Annotated in this window: 19 protein-coding genes; 11 read left to right on the plus strand and 8 right to left on the minus strand. The window is 74.7% G+C overall.

Annotation, left to right across the window (positions count from 1 at the left end):
* Positions 1-3: 3 nt before the first annotated feature.
* The 6 genes from ACHZ99_RS07940 to ACHZ99_RS07965 all read right to left on the minus strand — a co-directional run bounded on the left by ACHZ99_RS07940 (position 4) and on the right by ACHZ99_RS07965 (position 3,994).
* On the minus strand, positions 4-843 hold the full coding sequence (locus ACHZ99_RS07940; RefSeq protein ID WP_420303673.1) for an ABC transporter permease: 840 nt from the start codon (positions 841-843) through the stop codon (positions 4-6).
* Positions 840-1,724 carry an ABC transporter ATP-binding protein gene (locus ACHZ99_RS07945; RefSeq protein ID WP_420303674.1) on the minus strand — a complete coding sequence of 295 codons (885 nt, stop codon included), beginning with the start codon at positions 1,722-1,724 and terminating at the stop codon, positions 840-842. The genes ACHZ99_RS07940 and ACHZ99_RS07945 overlap by 4 nt, the downstream gene beginning before the upstream one ends.
* Positions 1,721-2,182 (minus strand): Clp protease N-terminal domain-containing protein, encoded by a 462-nt coding sequence (locus tag ACHZ99_RS07950; RefSeq protein ID WP_420303675.1) that lies wholly within the window; start codon positions 2,180-2,182, stop codon positions 1,721-1,723. The genes ACHZ99_RS07945 and ACHZ99_RS07950 overlap by 4 nt, the downstream gene beginning before the upstream one ends.
* Positions 2,179-2,394, minus strand: a complete 216-nt coding sequence (locus ACHZ99_RS07955) for a hypothetical protein (protein ID WP_420303676.1) — start codon at positions 2,392-2,394, stop codon at positions 2,179-2,181. Before ACHZ99_RS07955 ends, ACHZ99_RS07950 begins: the two co-directional genes overlap by 4 nt.
* A gap of 81 nt (positions 2,395-2,475) precedes the next feature.
* Entirely contained in the window at positions 2,476-3,156 is a 681-nt protein-coding gene (locus ACHZ99_RS07960) for an SDR family NAD(P)-dependent oxidoreductase (RefSeq protein WP_420303677.1), read from the minus strand.
* Between the two features lie 118 nt (positions 3,157-3,274).
* On the minus strand, positions 3,275-3,994 hold the full coding sequence (locus tag ACHZ99_RS07965; protein WP_420303678.1) for a DsbA family oxidoreductase: 720 nt from the start codon (positions 3,992-3,994) through the stop codon (positions 3,275-3,277).
* A gap of 106 nt (positions 3,995-4,100) precedes the next feature.
* Here ACHZ99_RS07965 and ACHZ99_RS07970 point away from each other — a divergent pair, with 106 nt between their 5' ends.
* A complete protein-coding gene (locus tag ACHZ99_RS07970; protein ID WP_420303679.1) occupies positions 4,101-4,520 on the plus strand; it encodes a winged helix-turn-helix transcriptional regulator in 420 nt (139 codons plus the stop codon).
* Positions 4,521-4,889: 369 nt separating this feature from the next.
* A complete protein-coding gene (locus tag ACHZ99_RS07975; RefSeq protein WP_420303680.1) occupies positions 4,890-6,695 on the plus strand; it encodes a coagulation factor 5/8 type domain-containing protein in 1,806 nt (601 codons plus the stop codon).
* Between the two features lie 90 nt (positions 6,696-6,785).
* On the opposite strand, the gene ACHZ99_RS07980 is transcribed toward ACHZ99_RS07975, so the two are convergent.
* A complete protein-coding gene (locus ACHZ99_RS07980) occupies positions 6,786-7,838 on the minus strand; it encodes a LacI family DNA-binding transcriptional regulator (RefSeq protein WP_420303681.1) in 1,053 nt (350 codons plus the stop codon).
* A 437-nt stretch (positions 7,839-8,275) separates the two neighbouring features.
* On the opposite strand from ACHZ99_RS07980, the gene ACHZ99_RS07985 reads away from it, so the two are divergent.
* Positions 8,276-9,292, plus strand: coding sequence for a hypothetical protein (locus ACHZ99_RS07985; protein WP_420303682.1), 1,017 nt, complete (start codon positions 8,276-8,278; stop codon positions 9,290-9,292).
* 33 nt (positions 9,293-9,325) lie between these two features.
* On the opposite strand, the gene ACHZ99_RS07990 is transcribed toward ACHZ99_RS07985, so the two are convergent.
* The gene (locus ACHZ99_RS07990; RefSeq protein ID WP_420303683.1) at positions 9,326-10,990 is read right to left on the minus strand and encodes an FAD-binding oxidoreductase; all 1,665 of its coding nucleotides are present in this window, start codon (positions 10,988-10,990) and stop codon (positions 9,326-9,328) included.
* Positions 10,991-11,209: 219 nt separating this feature from the next.
* Between ACHZ99_RS07990 and ACHZ99_RS07995 the strand changes: the two genes are divergently transcribed.
* The 8 genes from ACHZ99_RS07995 to ACHZ99_RS08030 all read left to right on the plus strand — a co-directional run bounded on the left by ACHZ99_RS07995 (position 11,210) and on the right by ACHZ99_RS08030 (position 23,030).
* The gene (locus ACHZ99_RS07995; protein ID WP_420303684.1) at positions 11,210-12,454 is read left to right on the plus strand and encodes a hypothetical protein; all 1,245 of its coding nucleotides are present in this window, start codon (positions 11,210-11,212) and stop codon (positions 12,452-12,454) included.
* A gap of 196 nt (positions 12,455-12,650) precedes the next feature.
* Positions 12,651-13,673 carry a LacI family DNA-binding transcriptional regulator gene (locus ACHZ99_RS08000; RefSeq protein WP_420303685.1) on the plus strand — a complete coding sequence of 341 codons (1,023 nt, stop codon included), beginning with the start codon at positions 12,651-12,653 and terminating at the stop codon, positions 13,671-13,673.
* Between the two features lie 54 nt (positions 13,674-13,727).
* Entirely contained in the window at positions 13,728-15,326 is a 1,599-nt protein-coding gene (locus tag ACHZ99_RS08005) for an FAD-dependent oxidoreductase (protein ID WP_420303686.1), read from the plus strand.
* A gap of 48 nt (positions 15,327-15,374) precedes the next feature.
* Positions 15,375-16,670, plus strand: coding sequence for an ABC transporter substrate-binding protein (locus tag ACHZ99_RS08010; protein WP_420303687.1), 1,296 nt, complete (start codon positions 15,375-15,377; stop codon positions 16,668-16,670).
* 10 nt (positions 16,671-16,680) lie between these two features.
* Complete coding sequence (locus ACHZ99_RS08015; protein WP_420303688.1) at positions 16,681-17,634, plus strand: carbohydrate ABC transporter permease; 954 nt, start codon at positions 16,681-16,683, stop codon at positions 17,632-17,634.
* On the plus strand, positions 17,624-18,463 hold the full coding sequence (locus tag ACHZ99_RS08020) for a carbohydrate ABC transporter permease (RefSeq protein ID WP_420303689.1): 840 nt from the start codon (positions 17,624-17,626) through the stop codon (positions 18,461-18,463). The genes ACHZ99_RS08015 and ACHZ99_RS08020 overlap by 11 nt, the downstream gene beginning before the upstream one ends.
* 136 nt (positions 18,464-18,599) lie before the next feature.
* Complete coding sequence (locus ACHZ99_RS08025) at positions 18,600-20,504, plus strand: LamG-like jellyroll fold domain-containing protein (RefSeq protein ID WP_420303690.1); 1,905 nt, start codon at positions 18,600-18,602, stop codon at positions 20,502-20,504.
* A 126-nt stretch (positions 20,505-20,630) separates the two neighbouring features.
* A complete protein-coding gene (locus tag ACHZ99_RS08030) occupies positions 20,631-23,030 on the plus strand; it encodes a hypothetical protein (protein WP_420303691.1) in 2,400 nt (799 codons plus the stop codon).
* Positions 23,031-23,044: the final 14 nt, after the last annotated feature.

Genomic DNA, 23,044 nt, shown 5'->3' on the forward strand with positions numbered 1-23,044 from the left:
CCCTCACCCCACCCGCTGCACCGCGCGTTCGCGGCGGGCCGCCACCTTCGAACCCGACTCCCGCCGCGCCGCCCGGCGCAGCACCGCCGGCGCCACCGCGAGGCCCAGCACCGCCCAGGCGCCGAGCACCCCGGCGGTCTCGGCGTGCCGCCAGGAGTCGCCGATCTCCACGGCCGCCGCGGCGTCGGGCAGCATCGCCGCGCGCATGGCGAGGCCGAGCCAGTAGAGCGGGAAGACCTGCGCGGTCCACTGCAGCCACTCCGGCAGGGCGGTGACCGGGTAGAAGATGCCGGAGATCCCGATCAGCGCGAGCACCGGGAACTGGACGAGGCCCTGCGCGCGGGCGTTGCCGAGCACCGAGCCGAGCACCGCCCCGACGGGCAGTGTCGCCGCCATTCCGAGCGCCGCGACCCAGGCCAGCTGGGCCCAGGCGCCGGGGCCGAGGTGCAGGCCGTCGACGAGGAACAGCGCGGGGACGAGGAAGAGCGCGAGGTCGGCGAGGAGGCCGCCGGCGACGGAGACGACCTTGCCGACGAGGTAGCCGGCGACGCCGTTCGGGACGGCCCTGGCGCGCAGCAGGGTGCCGTCCTCGCGTTCCGCCGTGAGCAGCTGGCTCATCGTGAGCATGCCGAAGGACACGTTCATGCCGAGGATGCCGGGGAGGGTCAGGGCGCCGAGCAGGAAGCCGGTGGAGCCGAACTCCCGCCCGCGCAGGAACCACAGCACGGCCAGCATGAGCAGCGGCCAGAACAGGTGGTTGAACAGCTCGGCGCCGCTGGTGAACGACTGCCGCAACTCGATGGCGCCGCGCCGCAGCCCGGTGCGCAGGACGCGGGCGTTCACCGCCCGGCGCCTTCGGGCGAGGTCTCGGCCGCCCGGACGAGGGCCAGGTACGTCTGCTCCAGCGACGCCCGGCGCACCTCCAGGTCGGCGATCTCCGCGCCGTGCGCGGCGAAGAGCCCGCGGACGAAGGCCGTCGCGTCGTCGGTGGCGTGCACGCGGGGCCGGCCGCGGTGGCGCCAGCGGACGCGGTCCGCGCCGGCGATGCGGCGGGCGAGTTCCGCGGGGGTGCCGTCGGCGAGGACGCGGCCCGCGTCGAGGATGACGATGCGGTCGGCGAGCCGCTCGGCCTCGTGCAGGTCGTGGGTGGTGACGAGGACGGTGGTGCCGGCGGCGCGCAGGTCCCGGAGGAGGCCGTGGCAGGCGCGCCGGGCCTGCGGGTCGAAGCCGGTGGTCGGCTCGTCGAGGAAGAGGAGGTCGGGGCGGCCGACGATGCCGGCGGCCAGGTCGAGGCGGCGGCGCTGGCCGCCGGAGAGGGTACGGATCCGCTGCTCCGCCCGGCCGCCGAGGCCCACGGCGTCGGCGAGTTCGCCGGCGTCCCAGGGGCGGCGGCCGAGGCCGGTGTAGTACGAGGCGAGGTGGGCGAGCAGCTCGCGCACCCGCCACCGGCCGTGGTCGCGCCAGGACTGCAGCACGACGCCGACGCGGGCGCGCCAGTGCTCGTCGCCGTGCGCGGGGTCGGCGCCGAGGACGGCGACCTCGCCGGCGGAGCGGGCGCGGAAGCCCTCCAGTATCTCGATGGCGGTGGTCTTGCCGGCGCCGTTGGGGCCGAGCAGGGCCACCGTCTCGCCGTGCCCCACCCGCAGGTCGACGCCGTGCAGGACGTCCGTGGCCCCGTAGCGCATGCGCAGGCCCGCGACCGTCACGGCCGCGCCGGGGCTCACAGCCCCTCCCGTACGCGGGCGGCGAGCGCCGCCCGGTCGACGCCCGCGAGGTCGAGCGCGCGCGGCACGGTGCCGACCTCGGCCGCGAGGAGGGCGTGCAGCAGGTGGAGCGGCGTCAGGTCCTTCTTGCGGTGGGAGCCGGCCATCCGGTCCAGGGCGAGCCGGAGCGAGGCGCCGGGCCGCGGGCGGTGGTCGGGGTCGGGGGTGGCGTGCAGGTCGAACGCGCCGGGGGCGACCCCGGCGGCGCCGAGGCTGTGCGCGAACTCCCGGTCCAGCGCCGCCTTCAGCTCCGCGGGGCCGAGGCCGGCGGCGGCGAGGACGCGCTGCGGCTCGGTGCCGTCCTGGGCGGCCACGGCCAGCAGCGCGTGCCGGGCCTCGATGGCGGCGGAGCCGTCGTCGCGGGCCTCGGCCTGGGCGGCGAGGAGCACGGTGTGCAGGTACCTGTCGAACGCGCTCATCCCCGCCTCCTCAGCGTGACGCCGGCGGCGATGAGCCGCTTGGCGTGCTTCTTGTGCACGGCCTGGCGGGTGACGCCGAGCGCCTCGGCGACCTGCGGCCAGCTCCAGCCGGTACGCATCGCCTGCTCCACGGCGGCGTCCTCCAGCCGGTCGGCGAGGCGGCGCAGGGCCGCGACCGCCGCCAGGGCGTCTGCCGGATCGTCTTCTGCCATGTGAGCAACGTAAGTTGACTAACGCGGATTAGTCAACCTGGATTGCTCAACAGGGGCGGAGGCCCGGGGGCGCCCGGCCGGTCAGGCGTTGAAGACGGCCTCGGAGCGGTCGCGGGCCTCGTGCAGGTCCCAGTACAGGGGGGCGATCTGCTCGGGCGTGGCCGTCGGGCCGCCCTCCGGGCCGCCCCCGCCGATCCAGACGTTGATCACCACGTGGGCGGCCTGCACACCGCTGCCGGCCAGTTCCCTGTTCAGGTTGATCACCCAGTTGCGCAGGGCCGCCTGGGCCGCGTTGGCGTTGCCGAACATCGGCACCGGGTCCACGGAACCGCCGCCGGTGGTGAACAGCAGGGTCCCGGCGCCCGCCGCGCGCATCGCGGGCAGCACCGCCTGCGTCGCCGCGACGGCGCCGTAGAAGCCGAACTCGATCATCGGCTGCAGATTGTCCACCGTGACCTCCGAGGGCGCGGCCAGGGTGAGACCGGGCACCGGGGAGTGCGGGGCCGGGGAGTACTCCAGTACGTCGATGCCGCCGAAGCGGGCCTCGGCCGCGTCCAGGGCATCGGCCAGGGAGGCGCGGTCGAGGATGTCGGCGGGGAACGCGGCGGCCGTGACGCCTTCCCGGCCGAGCAGGTGGACCAGCGTTTCCAGCTTCTCCTTGGTACGGGCGACCAGGGCGACGTCGAAGCCGCGGCTGCCGAAGGTGCGGGCGATGGCCAGGCCCATGCCGGGGCCGGCGCCGACGATGGCGAGAGTGGGCACGGTGGGGTCGACCTCTCTTCCGTGGGGTGGCCGCCGGGCCATGCGGAGACCGGATGCCCGGCCGGCGTGCGGATCGGGTGTGCGGATCGGGTGTGCGGATGCGGATCAGGTGGGCGGCTCAGGCGTGGGCGGCGTGGTCGGCGGGAACCGCGCAGCCGTCCGGGCCGCAGCTCGCCGCGTCGTGGCCGGCATCGGGAAGGGCCGGGTGGGTCTCGTCCCAGACCTGGCGCAGGATGCCGAGCAGGGTGTCGGTGTCCTGCGCTCCGGCGAGGGCGTACCGGCCGTCGATGACGGTGAAGGGGGCGCCGGTCGCCCCGAGTTGCCGCGCCCGGCGTGCGTCTTCCCGTACCCGGCGGCGGTAGCGCCGGTCGGTGAGCACCTGGCGGGTCTGCTCGCGGTCCAGGCCGGTCTCGCCGGCCAGGCCGAGCAGGTCGTCGAGCGTGAAGATCGGCTCGGCTCTGCCGAAGTAGGCGCGGAAGGCCGTGTTCCAGGCTTCGCGGTTCTTGCCCTCGGCGGAGGCGTGAGCCAGGAACTCGTGGGCCAGGCCGGTGTTCCCGACGCGGTTGTCCAGGACCCGGTAGGGGGCCAGGCCCTCGGCGGCGGCGATGCCTTCGATATCGGGCACGCCGGCCTGCCCGGGGAGGGCGCCGTACTTGGTCAGCACGAATTCGCGGACGCTGAGCGTGCGGTCCTCGGGGAGGTCGGTGCCCAGCGGGAACGAGCGGTGGACCACCGCCACGTGGCCGCCGTGCTCGAATCGCTCCACGGCCCGGTCCCACCGATGGCCGCCCAGACCGCACCAGGGGCAGGCGATCTCCGACCAGATCTCGACCTTCATGGCCTGACCTCCGATTCCTACTGTTTGTTCGTAACGCCATGATGAGCCAGTATGGACGGCGACACAAAAGGCACACCGGTGTGCGCGACGGAGAGGAACGGGCGCCATGCAGGACAGCGCGGATATCGGGATGGCGGCTTCGGCCGGGCCGTGCGCGAGCATCCCCGCCGATCACATGGACTTCATCCGCCAGGTGCTCGACCGGGTGGGCGACAAGTGGAGCATGTTGATCATCGCCGTCCTGGAGGGCGGCCCCATGCGCTACACCGACGTGCAGCGCCAGATCCCGGGCATCTCCCAGCGCATGCTGACCCACACCCTTCGCCGGCTCACCGAGGACGGGTTGATCAGCCGTACCGCCTACGCCGAGGTGCCGCCGCGCGTGGAGTACGCGCTCGCCCCGCTCGGCGGCGGCCTGAACGGGATCGTCAAGCAGCTGATCGGCTGGGCGGCCGAGCACCACGACGAGATCCGCGCCAACCGTTCCCGTACCGGCACCACCGCCTCCTCCGCGCCGCGGCCCTGAAGGCCCCGCGCGACAGGTTCGGCGACCGGCCCGAGCCCGCCGAACGGGCCGCCGCCGTCCCATCCGGGCGTCCACGCCCGTCCGGGCACGGCGCCGCCCTGTCCACACCCCTTGAACTCACCGCGACCGTGCCGGCACCCCCGCCGCTCCCCGGACCTCCCGGCCCGCCACCGCCAACCAAGCGCCGCAAAACCGGACTTACCGGCGGTGCGAACGGACCGTCGCGTGCGCACCCCCTTGACGGCGCGCGCCCGCGGGCGTAAACCGAACCAGGCGTGAGAGAGCGCTCTCTCCCGTTCAATCGTTCATTCCTTGAAGCCCCCACCGGTGTCATCCGCACCATGAGCCGACGACTCAGGAGTGTGAAGAATGCGCGTACCCCCCACCGGAGACTCGCCCCGGCGGTCCGCAAGATCCGGCCCCTCCCGCCGCACCCTGCTGGCCGCCGCCGCGGCGGCGGCCGCGGTGCCGGCCACCGGCCTGGCGGTCTCCCAGGCGACCGCGGCCCCGCCGCGGTCCGCGGACCGGCCGCTCGCCGACCCGGACCTCGGCCCCAACGTGATCTTCTTCGACCCGTCCTCCCCCGACATCCAGGGCCGGCTGGACCAGATCTTCCGCCAGCAGGAGTCCGCGCAGTTCGGCACCGGCCGCTACGCGCTGCTGTTCAAGCCCGGCACGTACAACGGCCTCAACGCCCAGCTGGGCTTCTACACCTCCATCATCGGCCTCGGCATCTCCCCCGACGACACGCACATCAACGGGGACGTGACCGTGGACGCCGGCTGGTTCGACGGCAACGCCACCCAGAACTTCTGGCGCTCGGCGGAGAACCTGTCGCTCAGCCCCGTCAACGGCACCAACCGCTTCGCCGTCTCCCAGGCCGCGCCCTTCCGCCGCATGCACGTGCGCGGCAACCTCAACCTCGCGCCGGCCGGCTACGGCTGGGCCAGCGGCGGCTACATCGCCGACAGCCGCGTCGACGGCACCGTGCAGCCGTACTCGCAGCAGCAGTGGTACACCCGCGACAGCAGCATCGGCGGCTGGCTGAACGCGGTGTGGAACATGGTCTTCTCCGGCGTCGAGGGCGCCCCGGCGCAGTCCTTCCCCGACCCGCCGTACACCACCCTCGACACCACGCCGATCTCCCGCGAGAAGCCGTTCCTCTACGTCGACGGCGCGGAGTACCGCGTCTTCCTCCCCGCGCTGCGCCGCAACTCCCGCGGCACCACCTGGGGCGGCGGCAGCCCGCAGGGCGAGTCGCTGCCGCTCTCCGACTTCCACGTGGTCAAGGAGGGCGCGACCGCCGCGAGCATCAACGCCGCCCTGCGCGAGGGCAAGCACCTGCTGCTCACCCCGGGGATCTACCACGTCGACGCGCCGATCGAGATCGACCGGGCGGGCACCGTGGTCCTCGGCATCGGCTACCCCACGATCATCCCGGACGGCGGCGTGGCCGCCATGACCGTCGCCGACGTCGACGGCGTCCGGCTCGCCGGCTTCCTGCTGGACGCCGGGCCGGAGAACTCCGACGTGCTGCTCGAAGTGGGCCCGGAGGGCTCCGCCGCGGGCCACGAGGCCGACCCGACCACGCTCCAGGACGTGTTCATCCGCATCGGCGGCGCCGGCCCCGGCAAGGCGACCACCAGCATGGTGATCAACAGCCGGCACGTGCTCGTCGACCACACCTGGGTGTGGCGCGCGGACCACGGCGAAGGCGTCGGCTGGGAGACCAACCGCTGCGACTACGGCGTCGTCGTCAACGGCGACGACGTGCTCATCACCGGGCTCTTCGTCGAGCACTTCAACAAGTACGACGTGCAGTGGAACGGCGAGCGCGGGCGCACGGTCTTCTTCCAGAACGAGAAGGCGTACGACGCCCCGAACCAGGCCGCGATCCAGAACGGCGACCTGCGGGGCTACGCCGCGTACAAGGTCGCCGACGACGTGTCCGAGCACGAGGGCTGGGGCATGGGGAGCTACTGCTACTACAACGTCGCCCCGGACATCATTCAGGAGCACGGCTTCGCCACGCCCACGGGCTCCGGGATCAAGTTCCACCACATCATGGTGGTCTCGCTCGGCGGTCAGGGGCAGTACGCCCACGTGATCAACGACCACGGGGCGCCCACCTCGGGCACGGACACGATCCCCTCCAAGGTCGTCGCCTACCCCTGAGCCGCACCTGCGGGTGCGCGGGCCCCGCCCCCGGTCCAGCGGACGCCGGGGGCGGGGCGGGGGCGTCCCGGGCGCCCGGCGCCCGGGTGTTCAGGCCGACTCGCGGACGACCAGCGAGGGGCGGAAGACCACCGAGGACGGCACGGCGCCGGGCTCCCTGATCCGCCGCAGCAGCAGCCGGGCCATCTCGCAGGCCATGTCCTCCACCGGCTGCCGCACGGTCGTCAGGGCCGGCTCCGACGCCTCGGCGGCCTCGCTGTCGTCGAACCCGACCACGCCCACGTCCTCCGGCACCCGGCGGCCGGCGCGCAGCAGCACGGGCACCGCGCCCAGCGCCATCAGGTCGGAGGCGACGAACACGCCGTCCACCCCGGGGTGGCCGGCGAGCAGCCGGCGCATCGCCTCGGCGCCGCCGGCCCGGGTGAAGTCGCCCTCCGCCCACGGCAGGTCGGCCACGCCCAGCGCGGCGAGCGCGGCGCGGAACCCGTCGAGCCGCTCCTTCGCGGCCGGCATGTCCTGCGGGCCGGCCACCGTGCCGATCAGCCGGCGGCCCTGGGCCACCAGCCGCTCCGCGGCCAGCGCCGCGCCGGCGCGCTGGTCGACCTCGACGTACGGCAGCGTCGCCGCCCGGCCCGGGCGGCCGGCCAGCACGGTGGGCAGCGCGGTCCCGGAGAGCATGCGGGGCAGCGGGTCGTCCGGGTGCGAGGAGACGAGCACGACGCCGTCGACGTGTCCCTGGCGCAGGTACGTGAGCACCTGCCCGCGCGACGCCTCGTCGTCGGCGACCATCAGCACGGTCTGCATGCCGGCCGGGCGCAGCACCTGGAGCAGCCCGCTGACGACCCGGCCGAAGTGCGGGTCGGTGAACATCCGGCCGATGAACGGGGTCGCGAGGTGGCGCTGTTCGCGCTCGGAGACGACCAGGGCCACGGAGTCCGTGCGCCGGGTCACCAGGGAGCGGGCGGCCCGGTTGGGCGCGTAGCTGGTGGCGGTGATCGCCTCCTCGACCTTGCGGCGCAGCGCGGCGTCGACGGTGGGCGAGCCGTTGATGACCCGGGAGGCCGTCGCCCGGGACACCCCGGCGACCCGGGCCACGTCTTCGAGGGTGGCGGGGCGGTCGGGCCGCGGAGCCTGTGTTGCCATGCAGCCTTTATACCGTCCCCGGAGGGAGGTGAGAGAGCGCTCTCTCAGGCTCGCACCGTCCACGGACGACTTCGGTCCGCACCGGGCGGCGCTCGTCGACGGCTTCACCGGTTGCCCGTCCGGACCGGCGCGGAGACGCGCGCGGTCGGCGGCGGGGCGCGGACGTACGGCGACAGCCCGCACGGCAGCCGTACCGGGAAGGGTGCCCCGGGGCCGGTGGCCACGTACCGCTTCCGGGTGCCCGGCGGACGCCCGGAACCGCCGCCGCGTGCCCGGCGGACGCCACCGAACGCCCCCGCCACGGGACTTGCGCGAGCGCGCCGGCGACGCCAGGCTACCCGCCTGCGCACCCGGGGACCGGCCTTGAGGACCCGGGCGGCGGATGCAGCATCATGGGGTGAAGCGCGCAGCCGAGACGACAGGGCACGATGGGCGAGATGATGCAACCCGGCGATTTCATGATGGCCACCAGGAGCCGCGGCTACTCGCCGCAGCAGGTCGACCGCGTCGTCGGCGACCTGCTCGCCGAGCGGGAGGCGGCCGTACGCCACGCCAGAGACCTGGAGACACAGGTGGAGGCAAGCGGACGGCATCTGGCCGGGCTGCTCGAACGGGCCGCGGCGCTGGGGCCGCAGACGTACGAGTCGCTCGGGGAGACCGCCCGCAAGCTCTTCCAGGACGCCAGGGCCGAGGCGGACCGGGTGCTCGCCCGGGCCGAGGCGGAGTGCCGGGAGCTGAAGGAGGCCGCCCGCGCCGCCGCGGAGGAGCGCGGCAAGGAGGCGGAGCGGCAGGCCGAGAGCATACGGGCCGACGCCGAACAGCGGGCCCGGCAGCGGATCAAGCAGGCGCACGAGACGGCGGGGCAGCTCGTCGCCGAGGCGCAGCGGCAGGCGGACGGCACCCGCGAGGACGCGCGGCAGCGCGCGCAGCAGGTGACGCTGGAGGCCGCCGCGCACATCGGCGCGCAGCAGGCGGCGCAGGCCGAGCGCGAGCGGAAGCTCGACGGCGAGGCCGGCGCGGTGCTCGCGGACCTGGAGGAGGCGCTGGGCGCGGCGGAGGGGCAGGCCGAGGCGGTGCGCTCGGAGTATCTGCGGCGCCGGGACGGCAACGCGACGTACGCGGCCGGGCTGCTGCGGGACGCGGAGCTTCAGGCGGCCGACCTGCGCGACCGGGCCTGGCAGGCGGCCGAGCGGATCGAGATCCGGGCGGCGCTGGAGCAGGAGCGCTACGCGGCGCGTATCGAGGAGGCGCGCACGCGGCTGGCGGAGGCGCAGCAGGCGGTGGTCGCGATCGCGAACCCGCCCGGCCGCCGCCAGGGCCCGCCGCAATCCGCCCCGCAGGCCCCGCAGTCCGCCCCGCAGCGGCCGGCGCAGCCGCCGGCGGCGCCGCAGGAGCCCCGGCGGTCCGTGCCCCGGCAGCCGCAGCACCAGCCGCCCCGGCACCCGGGGCAGTAGCGCCCCGCCGGGGCGGCGGCGCGGCCGGCGGGCTCAGCGGGCCGGGACGAGGACCCCGGGGTTGAGGACGCCGGCCGGGTCGAGCGCGTGCTTCGCAGCCGTGAGGGCCGCGGCGAACGGGTCCGGGCGCTGACGGTCGTACCAGGGCCGGTGGTCGCGGCCGACGGCGTGGTGGTGGGTGATCGTGCCGCCGTGCGCCGCGATCGCCTCGGAGACCGCCGCCTTGATGTCGTCCCACTGCGCGACGGTGCTGCCCCAGCGGCCGGGGGCGATGACGCCGAAGTACGGCGCCGGGCCGTCCGGGTAGACGTGGGTGAAGCGGCACGTGACGACGCCCGTGCCGCCGGTGGCGGCGCGCACGGCGCGGTGGGCCGCGTCGGTGACGGCGTGGTGGAGCGCGTCGAAGGCGTCCCAGGTGCAGGCCGTCTCGAAGGTCTCGACGACCATGCCGTGCCGGGCGAGGGCGTCGCGCTGGTACGGCATCCGCAGGAACGCCGACCGCCAGGCCGCACCGGCGCCGTCACCACCGGCGCCGTCGCTCCCGCCCCCGCCTCGTGCCGGGGGCCGCTGTCCCGCGCCTCGCTCCGCGACGCCGGCCGCCTCGTCCCGTACGCCCCGCTCCCCCGGCTCGTCCGGGGCGCCGCCGTGGTCGCGGCACAGCTCCAGGGCCCGCGCGAGCCGGTCGCCGACCGGGTGGTCCGCGGACTCGAAGCCCAGCACGAGCATCCCGCCGCCGACGCTCACCCCCAGGTTGACCAGCGCCTCGGCGGGGTCGAGCAGCCGGCAGTCCGCCAGGTGCAGCCCGCTCTGCGCGACCGCCCGGGTCGCCGCCACCGCCGCGGCGAAGTCCGCGAAGCGCACCGACGCCCGCGCGCGCCACCGCGGCCGCGCCTGCACCCGCAGCCACGCCTCGGTGATCACCCCGAGCGCGCCCTCGCTGCCGAGGAACAGCCGGTCCGGCGACGGGCCCGCGCCGGAGCCCGGCAGCCGCCGGGACTCGCCGGTGCCGGCCGGCGAGACCACCCGCAGCGACTCGACGAGGTCGTCGATGCGGGTGTGGAGGGTGGCGTAGTGGCCGCCGGCGCGGGTGGCCAGCCAGCCGCCGAGGGTGGAGAACTCGAAGGACTGCGGGAAGTGCCGCAGCGTCAGGCCGTGCGGGCGCAGCTGCGCCGCCAGCCGCGGCCCGTGGATCCCCGCCTGGATGCGCGCCGCGCGGCTCGTCGCGTCGACCTCCGTCACGGCGTCCAGCCGCGCCAGGTCGAGGGTGACCGCGGCGCGGTGGTCGGGGCAGCGGGGCTCGACGCCGCCGACCACCGAACTGCCACCGCCGTAGGGGATCGCGGCGATGCCCTCGCGGGTGCACCAGTCGAGGAGGTCGGCGACGTCGCTTTCGCGGCGCGGGCGGGCGACGAGGTCCGGCGGGTGGCGGAGGTCGCCGTGGAGGTTGCGTACGACGTCGCGGAACGCCTTGCCGTGCGCGTGCGCGGCCCGGTCGGCGGGGTCGGCGGAGCACAGCGGGGCCAGCGAGGCCGGCGGCGCGACCCGGGGCGGGGGCAGGGCGAGGGAGGCGACGGCGGGCGGCGGGTGGTCGACGGGCTCGGCGGTCGACAGCAGCCGTACGCGGTCGAGCAGCGCGGTGAGTTCGGCGCCGCGCACGGCGTTCTCGACGGTGCCCCAGCCCCACCAGGATCGCTTCATACGCCCCTCCTTTCCCGGCTGCCCGGGGCCGAATCCGACCCCATCATGGCTGGAATTCCCCCCACCCGATCACCCCTTCAGGCGTTTCTGCGCTCTTGACAGCGGCCCCGCCGCCCGCGGACCGCATAGCCTCAAACGACGATCGACTGCCGCGGGACGGGGTGCTAACAGTGAGGGGCACGGCACGGCGCCGGCAACGTGCCACCGAAGGGGGACGGCGTGACCCACGTGGGAGACGACCGCGGGTCCGCGGTTCCGGACCGGCCGTCGCAGGCCACGGCGACGGCCGCCCGGTGGCCCGTCGCGCACCTGGTCGCAGGCCCCTTTCCGGGGCCGGCGGCCGCTGACCCGGAGGCCATGATGGCGCTGACCCACACCGGTACGCAGTCGCGCGCGCTCTTCAGCGGGCCCGACGGATCGGTGCGTTCGGTGTGGGCGGGCGAGGGCGGGCGGTGGCGGGGGCCCGCGGTGCTCGCCCCGGCGGGGAGCTGCGCGCCGGGCACCCCGGTCGGTCTGGCCCGCCGGACGTCGGCCGGCTGTACGGAGGCCGCGTACGCGGGCGCGGACGGGTCGATTCTGGTCATGTGGTCCCGGCGGGAGGGCGACTGGCAGGGCCCCCACACCGTCGCCCCGCCGGGGACCTGCGCGCCGGGCGCGGCGGTCACGCTCGCGCACCAGCGGACGATGGACCAGCTCGACCTGCTCTGCACCGGCGCCGACGGCTCCGTGCAGGTGCTGTGGGCGGGCGGCGGCGGGCCGTGGCAGGGCCCGGCCGTCCTCGCCCCGCCGGGCACGTGCGCGCCGGGCACCCCGGTCGGGCTGGGCCGGCGGCGGTCGGCCGAGCGGCTGGAGGCGGTGTACGCGGGCGCGGACGGCTCCGTACAGGTGCTCTGGGCGGACGCCGACCATCCGTGGCGGGGGCCCGGGGTCCTCGCCCCGCCCGGCACCTGCGTCCCGGGCACGGCGGTGACGCTCGCGTCCCGGGACCCCGCCGACCGGCTCGACGCGCTGTTCACCGCCGCGGACGGCTCGGTGCGGGCGATACGGGCGGACGGCGGCGGCCCGTGGACGCGGGCCGCGACCGTCACGCCCGCGGGCGGCTGCGCGCCCGGGTCGCCGGTGGCGCTGGCGTACGAGAAGTCCGCGCACCGGCTGGACGCGGTGGTCGCCGGCGCCGACGGCGCCGTGCTGGCGCTGTCGGCGGCCGGCGAGGAGGGCTGGCTCGGGCCGGTGGCCGCGGCCCCGCCGGGCACGTGCGCGCCGGGGGCGGCGATCGGCCTCGGGCACCGTACGGCGCCCGGCCCGCTCGACGCGGTGTTCGCGGGCGACGACGGGTCGGTGCGGGTCGTCTGGGCGCTGCCGGGCGGGGGCTGGCACGAGCCGGTGGAGATCGCGCCGCCGGGGTCGGCGGCGCGCGGCTCGGGCGTCGCCCTCACCCACGGCGGCCCGGCGCCCGGCGGCTGACCCCGCGACCGCGGACATTTCAGCCCGTACGACCCGAACGTCGACCAACTCGGACGCCAACCCTCCCCGGTAATCTGCTAATTCGCATTACCACTGCCGCAACACCCCTTGACGGCGCTCCGCGAGCCGCTCTAGGTTCCTCGCACAGCAGTCAGGCAATACGCATTAGCTACCCACTGTGAAGGCACAAGCTCCCATGCCCGAAGCCCCCGGCAGGCTCACCCAGCGCGACATAGCCCGGCTGGCCGGCGTCAGCCAGACCACGGTCTCCCTCGTCCTCAACGACCGTCCCGACGCCGCCCGGATCGCCCCCGAGACCCGCGAGCGCGTCCTGCGCGTGATCCGCGAGACGGGCTACGCCGCCGACCCCATGGCCCGCCGGCTGACCAAGCAACTCAACCAGATCCTCGGGGTCTTCACCTACGAGCCCGTCTTCCCCAGCACCAGCGCCGACTTCTACCACCCCTTCCTGCGCGGCATCGAGGAGAGCGCCGAGCGCAGCGGCTGCGATCTGCTGCTGTTCACCTCCGCGCCGGTGACCGCCGGCCGGCGGCGCATCTTCCACGAGAACAACCGGCTGCGGGTGGCCGACGGCTGCGTGCTGCTCGGCCGGGAGATCCCGCACGAGGAGCTGAGCCGGCTGGTCGACGAGGGCTACCCCTTCGTCTGCGTGGGCCGCCGCGACGACGCCGACGGCGGGCCCGTGCCGTACATCGGCGCCGACTACGTCACCGCCACCGCCCGGCTCGTCGAGCGGGTGCGGGCGCTGGGGCACCGGCGGCTGGCGTTCGCCGGGCCGGGCGCGGGGGCGGAGTCGTCCGACGACAAGTTCGCCGGGTTCCGGCGCGCGGCCGGGCCGGACGCGCCGCATCTGGCCGGGCGGGGGCGGCCGGCCGGGGAGCTGCTGGAGCAGGTGCTCGACGCGGGGGTGACGGCGGTGTTCGTGGAGTTCCTCCAGGAGGCCGTCGCGCTGTACGAGGCGGCGGCGGCCCGCGGTCTGGACGTACCGCGGGACCTGTCGGTGCTGGCGCTGGGCGACCCCACCGCGCCGGTGGACCCGCCGGTGGACTTCACCGGCTTCCGCCTCCCCCGCGGCGAGATGGGCCGGCAGGCCGTCGAGCTGCTCACCGGCATGCTGCACGCCCGCGCCGACAACACCCGCCGGCTGCTGGACTGCCGCCTCGTCGAGGGCGTCACCCTCGCCGCCCCCGCCCGCTGACCGGGCCCGAATCCCCCACGCGCCCACCACGACCCCGCACCCCCAAGGAGACCCATGCACGCGGACGTCCTCGTCGTCGGCGGCGGCACCGGAGGCGTCGCCGCCGCGCTCGGCGCGCTGCGCGCCGGCCGCTCGGTGATCCTCACCGAGGAGTACGACTGGCTGGGCGGCCAGCTCACCAGCCAGGCCGTACCCCCCGACGAGCACACCTGGATCGAGCAGTTCGGCGCCACCGCCTCCTACCGGGCGCTGCGCGACGGCATCCGCGACTACTACCGCCGGCACTACCCGCTGACCGCCGCCGCCCGCGCCAAGCCGGACCTCAACCCGGGCGCCGGGCACGTCAGCCGGCTCTGCCACGAGCCGCGGGTGGCCGTCGCCGTGATCGAGGCGCTGCTGGCCCCGTACCTGGGCGCCGGCCGGCTGACGCTGCTGCGGCCCTACCGTCCCGTGGCCGCCACCACCGACGGCGACCGCGTCACCTCCGTGACGGTCGAACGCCCCGGCGGCGGCGAGCCGCTGGTGCTCACCGCGCCGTACGTGCTGGACGCCACCGAGACCGGCGAGCTGCTGCCGCTGACCGGCACCGAATACGTCACCGGCTTCGAGTCCGCCGCCGAGACCGGCGAGCCCAGCGCGCCCGACGAGGCCCAGCCGCTCAACATGCAGGCGGTGTCGTACTGCTTCGCCGTCGACCACGTCGACGGCGACCACACCATCGACCGCCCCGCCGCCTACGGCTTCTGGCGCGACTACGAGCCGGAGTTCTGGGGCGCCCCGCTGCTGTCCTGGCGGGCCCCGCACCCGCGGACGCTGGAGCTGGTCGAGCGCGCGTTCACCCCGAACCCGGGCGACGACCCGCTCGCCGTCGTCGCCGACCAGCGGCGCGGCGGCGGGGACGCGAACCTGTGGACGTTCCGCCGGATCGCCGCCCGCGACCAGTTCGCGCCGGGCGCGTACGCCAGCGACGTGACCCTGGTCAACTGGCCGATGATCGACTACTTCGAGGCCCCGGTCATCGACGTGCCCGACGCCGCGGCGCAGCTCAAGGAGGCCCGCGGGCTGTCGCTGTCGATGCTGTACTGGATGCAGACCGAGGCCCCGCGCCCCGACGGCGGCACCGGCTTCCCCGGGCTGCGGCTGCGCGCCGACGTCACCGGCGGCGGCGCGGACGGGCTGGCGATGGCCCCGTACATCCGCGAGTCGCGGCGCATCCGGGCCGAGTACACCGTGGTCGAGCAGGACCTGTCGCTCGACGCGCGCGGCGGCAAGGGCGCGGTGGGCTACGCCGACTCGGTCGGCGTCGGCATGTACCGCATCGACCTGCACCCCTCGACCGGCCGCGACACGTACATCGACGTGCCGTCCAGCCCGTTCCAGATCCCGCTCGGCGCGCTGCTCCCGCGGCGTACGGAGAACCTGCTGCCCGCCGGCAAGAACATCGGCACCACCCACATCACCAACGGCTGCTACCGCCTGCACCCCGTCGAGTGGAACATCGGCGAGGCCGCCGGGCTGCTCGCGGCCCACTGCGTCGAGCACGGGCACACCCCCCGTGCCGTACGCCACACCCCCCGCCTGCTCCAGGACTTCCAGCGCACCCTGACCGCCCACGGCGTCGAGCTGCGCTGGCCCGACATCAGCGGTTACTGAACCGACGGTCACCGACCGGCCGACCCGGCATCCGAGGAGGACGCCAGCATGTCTTCGCCCGCACGGCCACGCACCCGGCCCAGCAACCGAATCCCCGTCCGCGGCAGGCCCGTCGCGCTCGCCGCCGCCGGCCTGCTCGCGCTCACCGCGTGCGGCGGGTCCGACGGCGGCTCCGGCTCCGACGGCGGTCCGGTCACGCTGCGCATGACCATCTGGACCGGCAACGAGGAGCACCTGAAGCTGCTGAACGGGATCGCCGCGGACTACCGGAAGAAGAACCCGGAGGTGAAGGAGATCACGTTCGACACCCTGCCGGTCGAAAGCTACACCACCGCGCTGACCACCCAGATAGCCGGCGGCAAGGCCCCGGACCTGGCCTGGATCTTCGAGAACGCGGCGCCCGACTTCGTCTCCTCCGGCGCGCTCGCCGAGATCGAGGACGACCCGGACGTGCTGCCGTCGGCGAAGAAGCTGTGGCGGCACGAGGACAAGCTCTACGCCTATCCGTTCTCCACCTCCCCGTTCGGCGTCTTCGTCAACACCGACCTGCTCCAGGAGGCCGGGCAGCCCACGCCGGCCGAGCTGATCGAGCAGGGGAAGTGGACCTGGGAGGAGGTCGCGGAGGTCGGCGGCGCGGTACGGGACGAGACCGGCGAGGCCGGCATGGTCATCCGCGACTTCGACTACAAGATGTGGGACAACCTGGCCACCGTGTGGGACGGCTGGGGCGCCGAGCCGTGGAGCGAGGACGGTGCGACCTGCACGTTCGACGCGCCGGAGATGACCGCCGCGATGACGTACCTGCACGACGCGGTCTTCGCCGACGAGGCGATGCCCGCGCCCGGCACCACCGCCGACTTCTTCGCCGGCGAGGCGGCGATGACCGTCACCCAGATCAGCCGGGCCTCGCTGCTCGACGACAGCTTCGGCTGGGACTTCGTGCCGCTGCCGGAGGGGCCGGCGGGCTCGTACGACGTGATCGGGCAGGCCGGGCTCGGGGTCCTCGCGAACGGCGACCACGTCGAGGAGGCCGTGGACTTCCTGGCGTTCATGACGAACGAGAAGAACTCCGCCGCCCTCGGCCGCTACTTCCCGCAGGCCCGCAGCTCCCAGCTGGACGCGAAGACCCTCGCCAAGAGCAACCCGCAGCTCAGGCCCGCGCAGCTCGAAGAGGTCGTCATCGGCGGCATCGAGAACGGGAAGGTCAAGCCCACCCACACCAACCAGGCCGAGCTGTTCGACGCCGTACGCGCCGCGCTCGACCCGCTGTGGCAGCCGGACGCCGACGTGGCGAAGACGCTCCAGGACGTCTGCTCGGCGATCCAGCCGCAGCTGGAGAAGTGACGGCGCTCCCATGGCGACCCTGGAACGCGCCCGGGCCAAGGCCGCTCCCCCGCGCCGGCGCGGGGACGGCTCCCGGCGGCCCTTCTGGACGGCCCGCCGCCGGGACCAGCTCGCCGGCTACCTGTTCATCGCCCCGCAGCTGCTGGGCAGCGTCCTGTTCGTCCTGATCCCGCTCGTCCTGGTCTTCTGGTACAGCTTCCACGAGTGGAACGTGCTGGCCGGCAGCTTTCACGGGGTGGGCGCGGACAACTACCGGGCGCTGGCCGACGACCCCAAGCTGCCGGGTGTGCTGCGCGCCACCGCGTTCTTCTCCGTCGGCCTGGTGGTGCTGAACCTGAGCCTGGCGCTGGCGCTGGCGGTGCTGCTGAACCAGAAGCTGCGCGGCAACGTCGTCTTCCGCACCCTGTTCTTCTCGCCCGTGGTGGTCTCGCTGGTCGCCTGGACGATCGTGTGGGGCTTCCTGCTGCAGAAGAACGGCGGCATCAACGCCGGGCTCGACCTGATCGGCGTCGAGGGGCCCAACTGGCTGCGCGGCGAGACCTCGTCGATGATCTCGGTGATCGTGGTGCAGGTCTTCAAGAACGTCGGCCTGAACATGGTGCTGTTCCTGGCCGCGCTCCAGGGCGTGCCGCGGGAGCTGTACGAGGCCGCCACGGTGGACGGCGCCGGGCGCTGGCGGCAGTTCGTGCGGATCACGGTGCCGCTGATCAGCCCGACGATCCTGCTGACGTCGATCATCACGGTGGTCGGCTCGCTCCAGGTGTTCGCGCAGATCGCGGTCCTCACCCAGGGCGGCCCGGGCAACTCCACCACCGTCCTCGTCTACTACCTCTACCAGCAGGCGTTCGAGTTCCACCACTTCGGCTACGGCGCGACGCTCTCCGTGCTGCTCTTCGTCATCGTGCTCGTGCTGACCGTCGTGCAGTGGCAGATGCGCAAGAAGTGGGTCTTCCATGAGTCCTAAGCTGCCGCGGCGCGCCCGGCTCGTGCTCTACGGAGTGCTGCTGGTGCTCCTCGTCCCCTTCGTCTTCCCGACGTGGTGGATGGTGACCTCGTCGCTGAAACCGGCGAGCGAGATCTTCGCGTTCCCGCCGTCGCTCTGGCCGGAGAACCCGGGCTTCGGCGCGTACGAGCGCGTCTTCGACCTCCAGCCGTTCGCGCAGCAGTACTGGAACAGCATGTACATCGCGGCGGTGGTGACGATCGGCACGCTCGCGGTGTCGTCGATGGCCGGCTACGCCTTCGCGCGCATCCGCTTCCGCGGCCAGAACGCGCTGTTCCTGGTGGTGCTCACCGGCCTGCTGATCCCCAGCGAGGTCACCATCGTGCCGCTGTTCCAGATGTTCAACGACTGGGGGATGACGGACACGCACTGGCCGCTGGTGCTGGTGCCGATCCTCGGGGCGCCGAGCGTGCTGGCCACGCTCATCATGCGGCAGTTCTTCATCACGCTGCCGACGGAGCTGGAGGAGGCGGCGCGGATGGACGGCCTGGGCCGCTTCGCGATCTACTGGCGCATCGCGCTGCCGCTGGCGCGGCCGGCGCTGGCGGCGGTGGGGATCTTCACGTTCCTGCACAGCTGGAACCTGTATCTGGAGCCGATCGTGTACCTCTCTACGCCGGAGAAGTTCACGCTGCCGCAGGCGCTCACGCAGTTCACCGACTCCTACGGCGGCCCGATGTGGGACGTGCAGCTCGCCGCGGCGTCGCTGACCGCGCTGCCGGTGCTGGCGGTGTTCGTCTTCGCGCAGCGTCAGTTCGTGGAGGGCCTCGCGCACACGGGCCTGAAGTGACCGCGGCACGCCCGCTTCCGCCGCGTACGTCCCCTTGTACGTTCCCCGCACAGGCGTCGTTCAGGTCCGTGCCACCCCGCGGCCACGGATGATCAGCACAGTGCGGCTGACACCACGTCTCGCGGACGGAGTTTCCATGGACCGGGCAGAGGACCACGGCGGGCAGCGCACCCGCCTCGACAGACGCGCAGTTCTGGCGACCGCCGTCGCCGTGCCGGCCGCCGGCGCGGCGGCGGCGCTGGCGGCCGGCCCCGCGGCGGCGGCCGGGGGGACGGGCGCGCCCGCGGCGGCCGGGCGGTGGCGCGGGTACGACGCCGAGAGCCCGCGCTTCGCGCTGGCGGTGCTGCCGGACACCCAGTACCTCTTCGACGCCGACAGCGCCGACCCGGAGCCGCTGCGCGCGACGTTCCGGTACCTGGCCGGGGAGCGCCGGGAGGCGAACATCGCGTTCATGGCGCACCTCGGCGACGTCACCGAGCACGGCACGGCCGACGAGATCCGCCTCGCCGCCGCCACCTTCCGCACGATCCACGGCGCGGTCCCGTACAGCGTGCTCGCGGGCAACCACGACATCGACGGCTCGCAGGACGACCAGCGCGGCGACAGCGCGTACCTCGACGCCTTCGGCCCGGAGCGCTACCGCCGGATGCCGACCTTCCGCGGCGCCTCCGACGACGGCTACAACACCTGCCACGTGCTGCGCGGCGGCGGCCGGGAGTGGCTGGTGCTCGCGCTCGACTGGCGGATCTCGGACCGCGGGCTGCGGTGGGCACAGGGCGTGCTCGACCGGTTCCCCGAGCTGCCCGCGATCCTCACGACGCACGACCTGGCCTGGTCGGACGACGACGGCGCGGCGCAGCTGTCCGACCACGGGCGGCGGCTGTGGGACGGGCTGATCCGCGGCAACGACCAGATCTTCCTGGCGCTCGGCGGCCACTACTGGCCGCCCGGGCGGACCGTGCTGACCAACGACGCGGGCCACGACGTCCACGTGCACATCACCAACTACCAGGACCGCTACTACGGCGGCGCCGCGATGATCCGGCTGTACGCGTTCGACCTGGCCCGCGGCGTGATCGACGTGGAGACCTTCGCGCCGTGGTTCCTGGACCGCGACCCCGACCGCCGGTCGCCGCTGGCCGCGGAGACGGTCGAGCTGACCGGCCCGGCCGACCGCTTCTCGCTGGAGATCGGCTTCGCGGAGCGGTTCGCCGGCTTCGCGCCCGCCGTACCGCCGCGCCCGCGGCCGCCCGCCGCGGTGCTGCCGCGGGACACCGTCGCGTACTGGCGCTTCGACGCCGAGGGCCTGGCCGCGGCCGGGCGGGACGGCGAGCCGGTCGCCGACGGGGTACGCGCCCGGGACCTGAGCGGCAACGGCAACGACCTGACCGTACGCCGCCTGCACGACAGCGGTCCCACCGCGCTGACCTGGTCGGACGGGCACCACGAGGGCCAGCCGGCGCACGCCAGCCTGCGCTTCGACGGCGGCAAGGGCCCGGACCGCGGCGCGATCCTGACCACGGCGGCGGACGCTCCTCTCAACGGCGAGAAGTTCACCCGGGGCTACACGATCGAGACGTACGTGAAGCTGCCCGAGCCCTTCGAGGGCGACCACGCCTGGATGGGGATCCTCAGCTGGGAGGGGCGCAACGGCGACGCGGGCAAGACCACCGGCTGGTCGCCGGACGAGCCGACGTGCAGCCTGAACCTGTCTCCGGAGCGGTTCCTGCAGTTCGTCGTCTACCCGCACCGCCAGGACGCCGACCCGACCTCGTGGAGCCACGCGCTGCCGGTGGGCCGCTGGATGCACCTGGCCGTCGTCAACGACGGCCGGCGGACCGTCGTGTACGTGGACGGCTCGAAGATCGCCCGCAACCCGTCCCAGCGCTCGACCGGGATCGCCACCCTCGGCAAGCCGTTCGTCCTCGGCGCCACGCAGTTCGACGAGAAGTACGGCCAGGGCTTCTACGGCTGGATCGGGGACACCCGCATCGTGGCGCGGGCGCTGTCCCCGCGGGACTTCCTCAGCCCCGGCGGCTGACGGCCCGGCGGCTGACGACCCGGCCGCGGGCCTCTGACCGGCCGTGATCCGCCCGCGGAAGCGCGGCCGGGACGTTTCCTGCGCGCAGCCCGTACGCTCTTAGGGCAACCGCAGGCAGGAAAGTGTATGACCCCGTTCGACAAGATCAGAGCCCGGCTCGCCCGCGCGGTGCGCCGGGTCGGCGAGGCCGCGCCGCCGCGGGACGCCACCGTCCTGCGGTGGCTCGCCTTCGTGGTCGCGGCGCTCGCCACGGCGATGCTCGTCGTCGCCGGCACCGCCCGCTCCACCGTCGCCGACGCGGGCTTCTACCGCTCCGCGCTGGACCGGGAGCACGCCTTCGAGCGGCTCTACGACCAGGTGCTCGTCGACCCCGAGGCGTCGGACGTGACCCGGGACCTGCTCGCCCGGCTGCCGGTGCCCGAGGCCGTCGTCACCTCCAACCTCAAGACCGTGCTGCCGCCGACCACCGCGCGGGCCCTGGCCGACGCCGTCATCGCGGACGCGGTGGCGTACCTGCGCGGGGAGCGCGACGAGCTGACGCTGGAGATCGACCTGCGGCCGGTGCTCGACAGCCTGGGCACCGTCGCCAACGTCCACTTCGCCGACGTCGTCGCGAACCTCCAGGACAAGCCCGCCCCCGACTACGCCGCCTTCCGGTCCGACCTGGGCGACGCCGTGGACCGGATCGCCGACGGCAAGCGGCCCAAGGGGCTGCCCGCCCTCGACCTCACCGAGGCGCAGGCGAGGGCCGCCACCGACACGGTGCTGCGGGCCGTACCCGCGGACGAGCGCGCGGAGCTGCGCCCGCGGCTGCTCGCCGCGCTCGCCAGCGGCGACCTGGCCACGGCGCTGGCGGAGGTCGGGCCCGCGGTCTTCGCGGAGCGGGAGTACAGCGCCGCGGCCGCGCTGCGCAACACCGCGGACGGGGTGTCCTGGGACCTGGCCGCCGAGTTCGACGCCGCCGGCGACTCGCTGGACCCGGTGCGGGAGGCCCGCTCCTTCACCCGGCTGGGCCTCGGCTGGGTGCAGACCGGCGCCCTGCTGCTCGGGCTCGCCTCGCTGGCCGTGCTGTGGCGGTACGGGCCGCGCGCCCCGGGGCGGCGCCTGGTGCGCATCAGCGCGGCGCTGGCGTGCGGGGGCGCGCTGACCTTCACGCTGGCGCTGGTGGTGCGCGGGATGGCCGGTGTCAACGTCGCCGCCGCGCCGGGCGGCTGGCCGGACTCCGCGGCCCGGCTGCTGGACGACGTGCAGCGCACGGCGCTGGAGCGGCTCTACGCAGCCGCGCTGACGACGGCGGGCGTGCCGCTGACGGCGGGGGTGCTGCTGGTCGCCGGGGGGTTGCTGTGGCAGCGGCGGGCGGCCGCGAGGGCGGCGGCCGCGGAAGCGGCGGGCACGGAGGCCGCAGGGGCCGCGGAGGGCGCGGAGGCCACGGAGGGCGCGGAGACCGCGCCGGAGACCGGTGAGCCCGCCGGTGACCCGGCCGGTGAGCCCGCTCCCGCCGGCGGGCCCGGCGCCGCCGGGCCCGCGGGGCCCGTGCCGCCGCGGTTCCGCTGGGGCGCGGTCGGCGTCGTCGCCGCCTCGCTGGCCGGCGCCGTCTTCGTACCGAACGCCTTCGGGGGCGAGGACGACCGCCACTGCAACGGCCGGGCGGAGCTGTGCGCGCTGCCGTACGACGAGGTGGCCCAGCTCGCCTCGCACAACGCGATGGCCACCTCCCAGGACCGCTTCATCGCCCCGCTCCAGGACCCGTCGATCACCGGCCAGCTCAACGAGGGCGTCCGCGCCCTGCTCCTCGACACCCACCGCTGGGAGACCCCGCGGGAGATCAACGCGCGGCTGGTGGACTCCGACTTCAGCCCGGCCGTGCAGCGTCAGGTCCGCTCCGTGCTGAACACCGTCGACCCGCCCCGCGAGGGCGCCTGGCTGTGCCACGCCGTCTGCCGCGGCGGCGCGCTGCCGCTGGTCCCGGAGCTGGAGAAGATCGGCGACTGGCTGGAGCAGCACCCCTCCGACGTGGTCACGCTGGTGATCCAGGACGGCATCAGCGGCACCGCCACGCGCACCGCGATGCGCCGAGCAGGGCTGACCGACCTGGTGTACACGCCGGACGACGACCCGGACGAGCCGTGGCCGACGCTCGGCGAGATGATCGACGAGGACCGGCGGCTCGTGGTGTTCGCGGAGAAGGCCGACGGCCCGGCGCCCTGGTACCGCAACTTCTACCGCTACGGCATGGAGACCCCGTTCTCGTTCCGCACCCCCGCCGACATGACGTGCGACCCGAACCGCGGCGGCGACGACAAGCGGCTCTTCCTCATGAACCACTTCATCACCAACAACGGCGGCAGCCGCCTGGACGCCGGCCGGATCAACGCCCGCGACTTCGTGCTCGACCGGGTCCGCGCGTGCGAGCGGGCGCGCGGCCGGCCGGTGAACCTGGTGGCCGTGGACTACGCCACGATCGGCGACGCCCGCGGCGCCGTGCGCGTACTGAACAGCGAGCGCATCGCCGGCCACGAGGGCTGACCGCGGCGACGGCC

Source organism: Streptomyces sp. MAR4 CNX-425 (assembly GCF_048656465.1).
GTDB lineage: Bacteria > Actinomycetota > Actinomycetes > Streptomycetales > Streptomycetaceae > Streptomyces.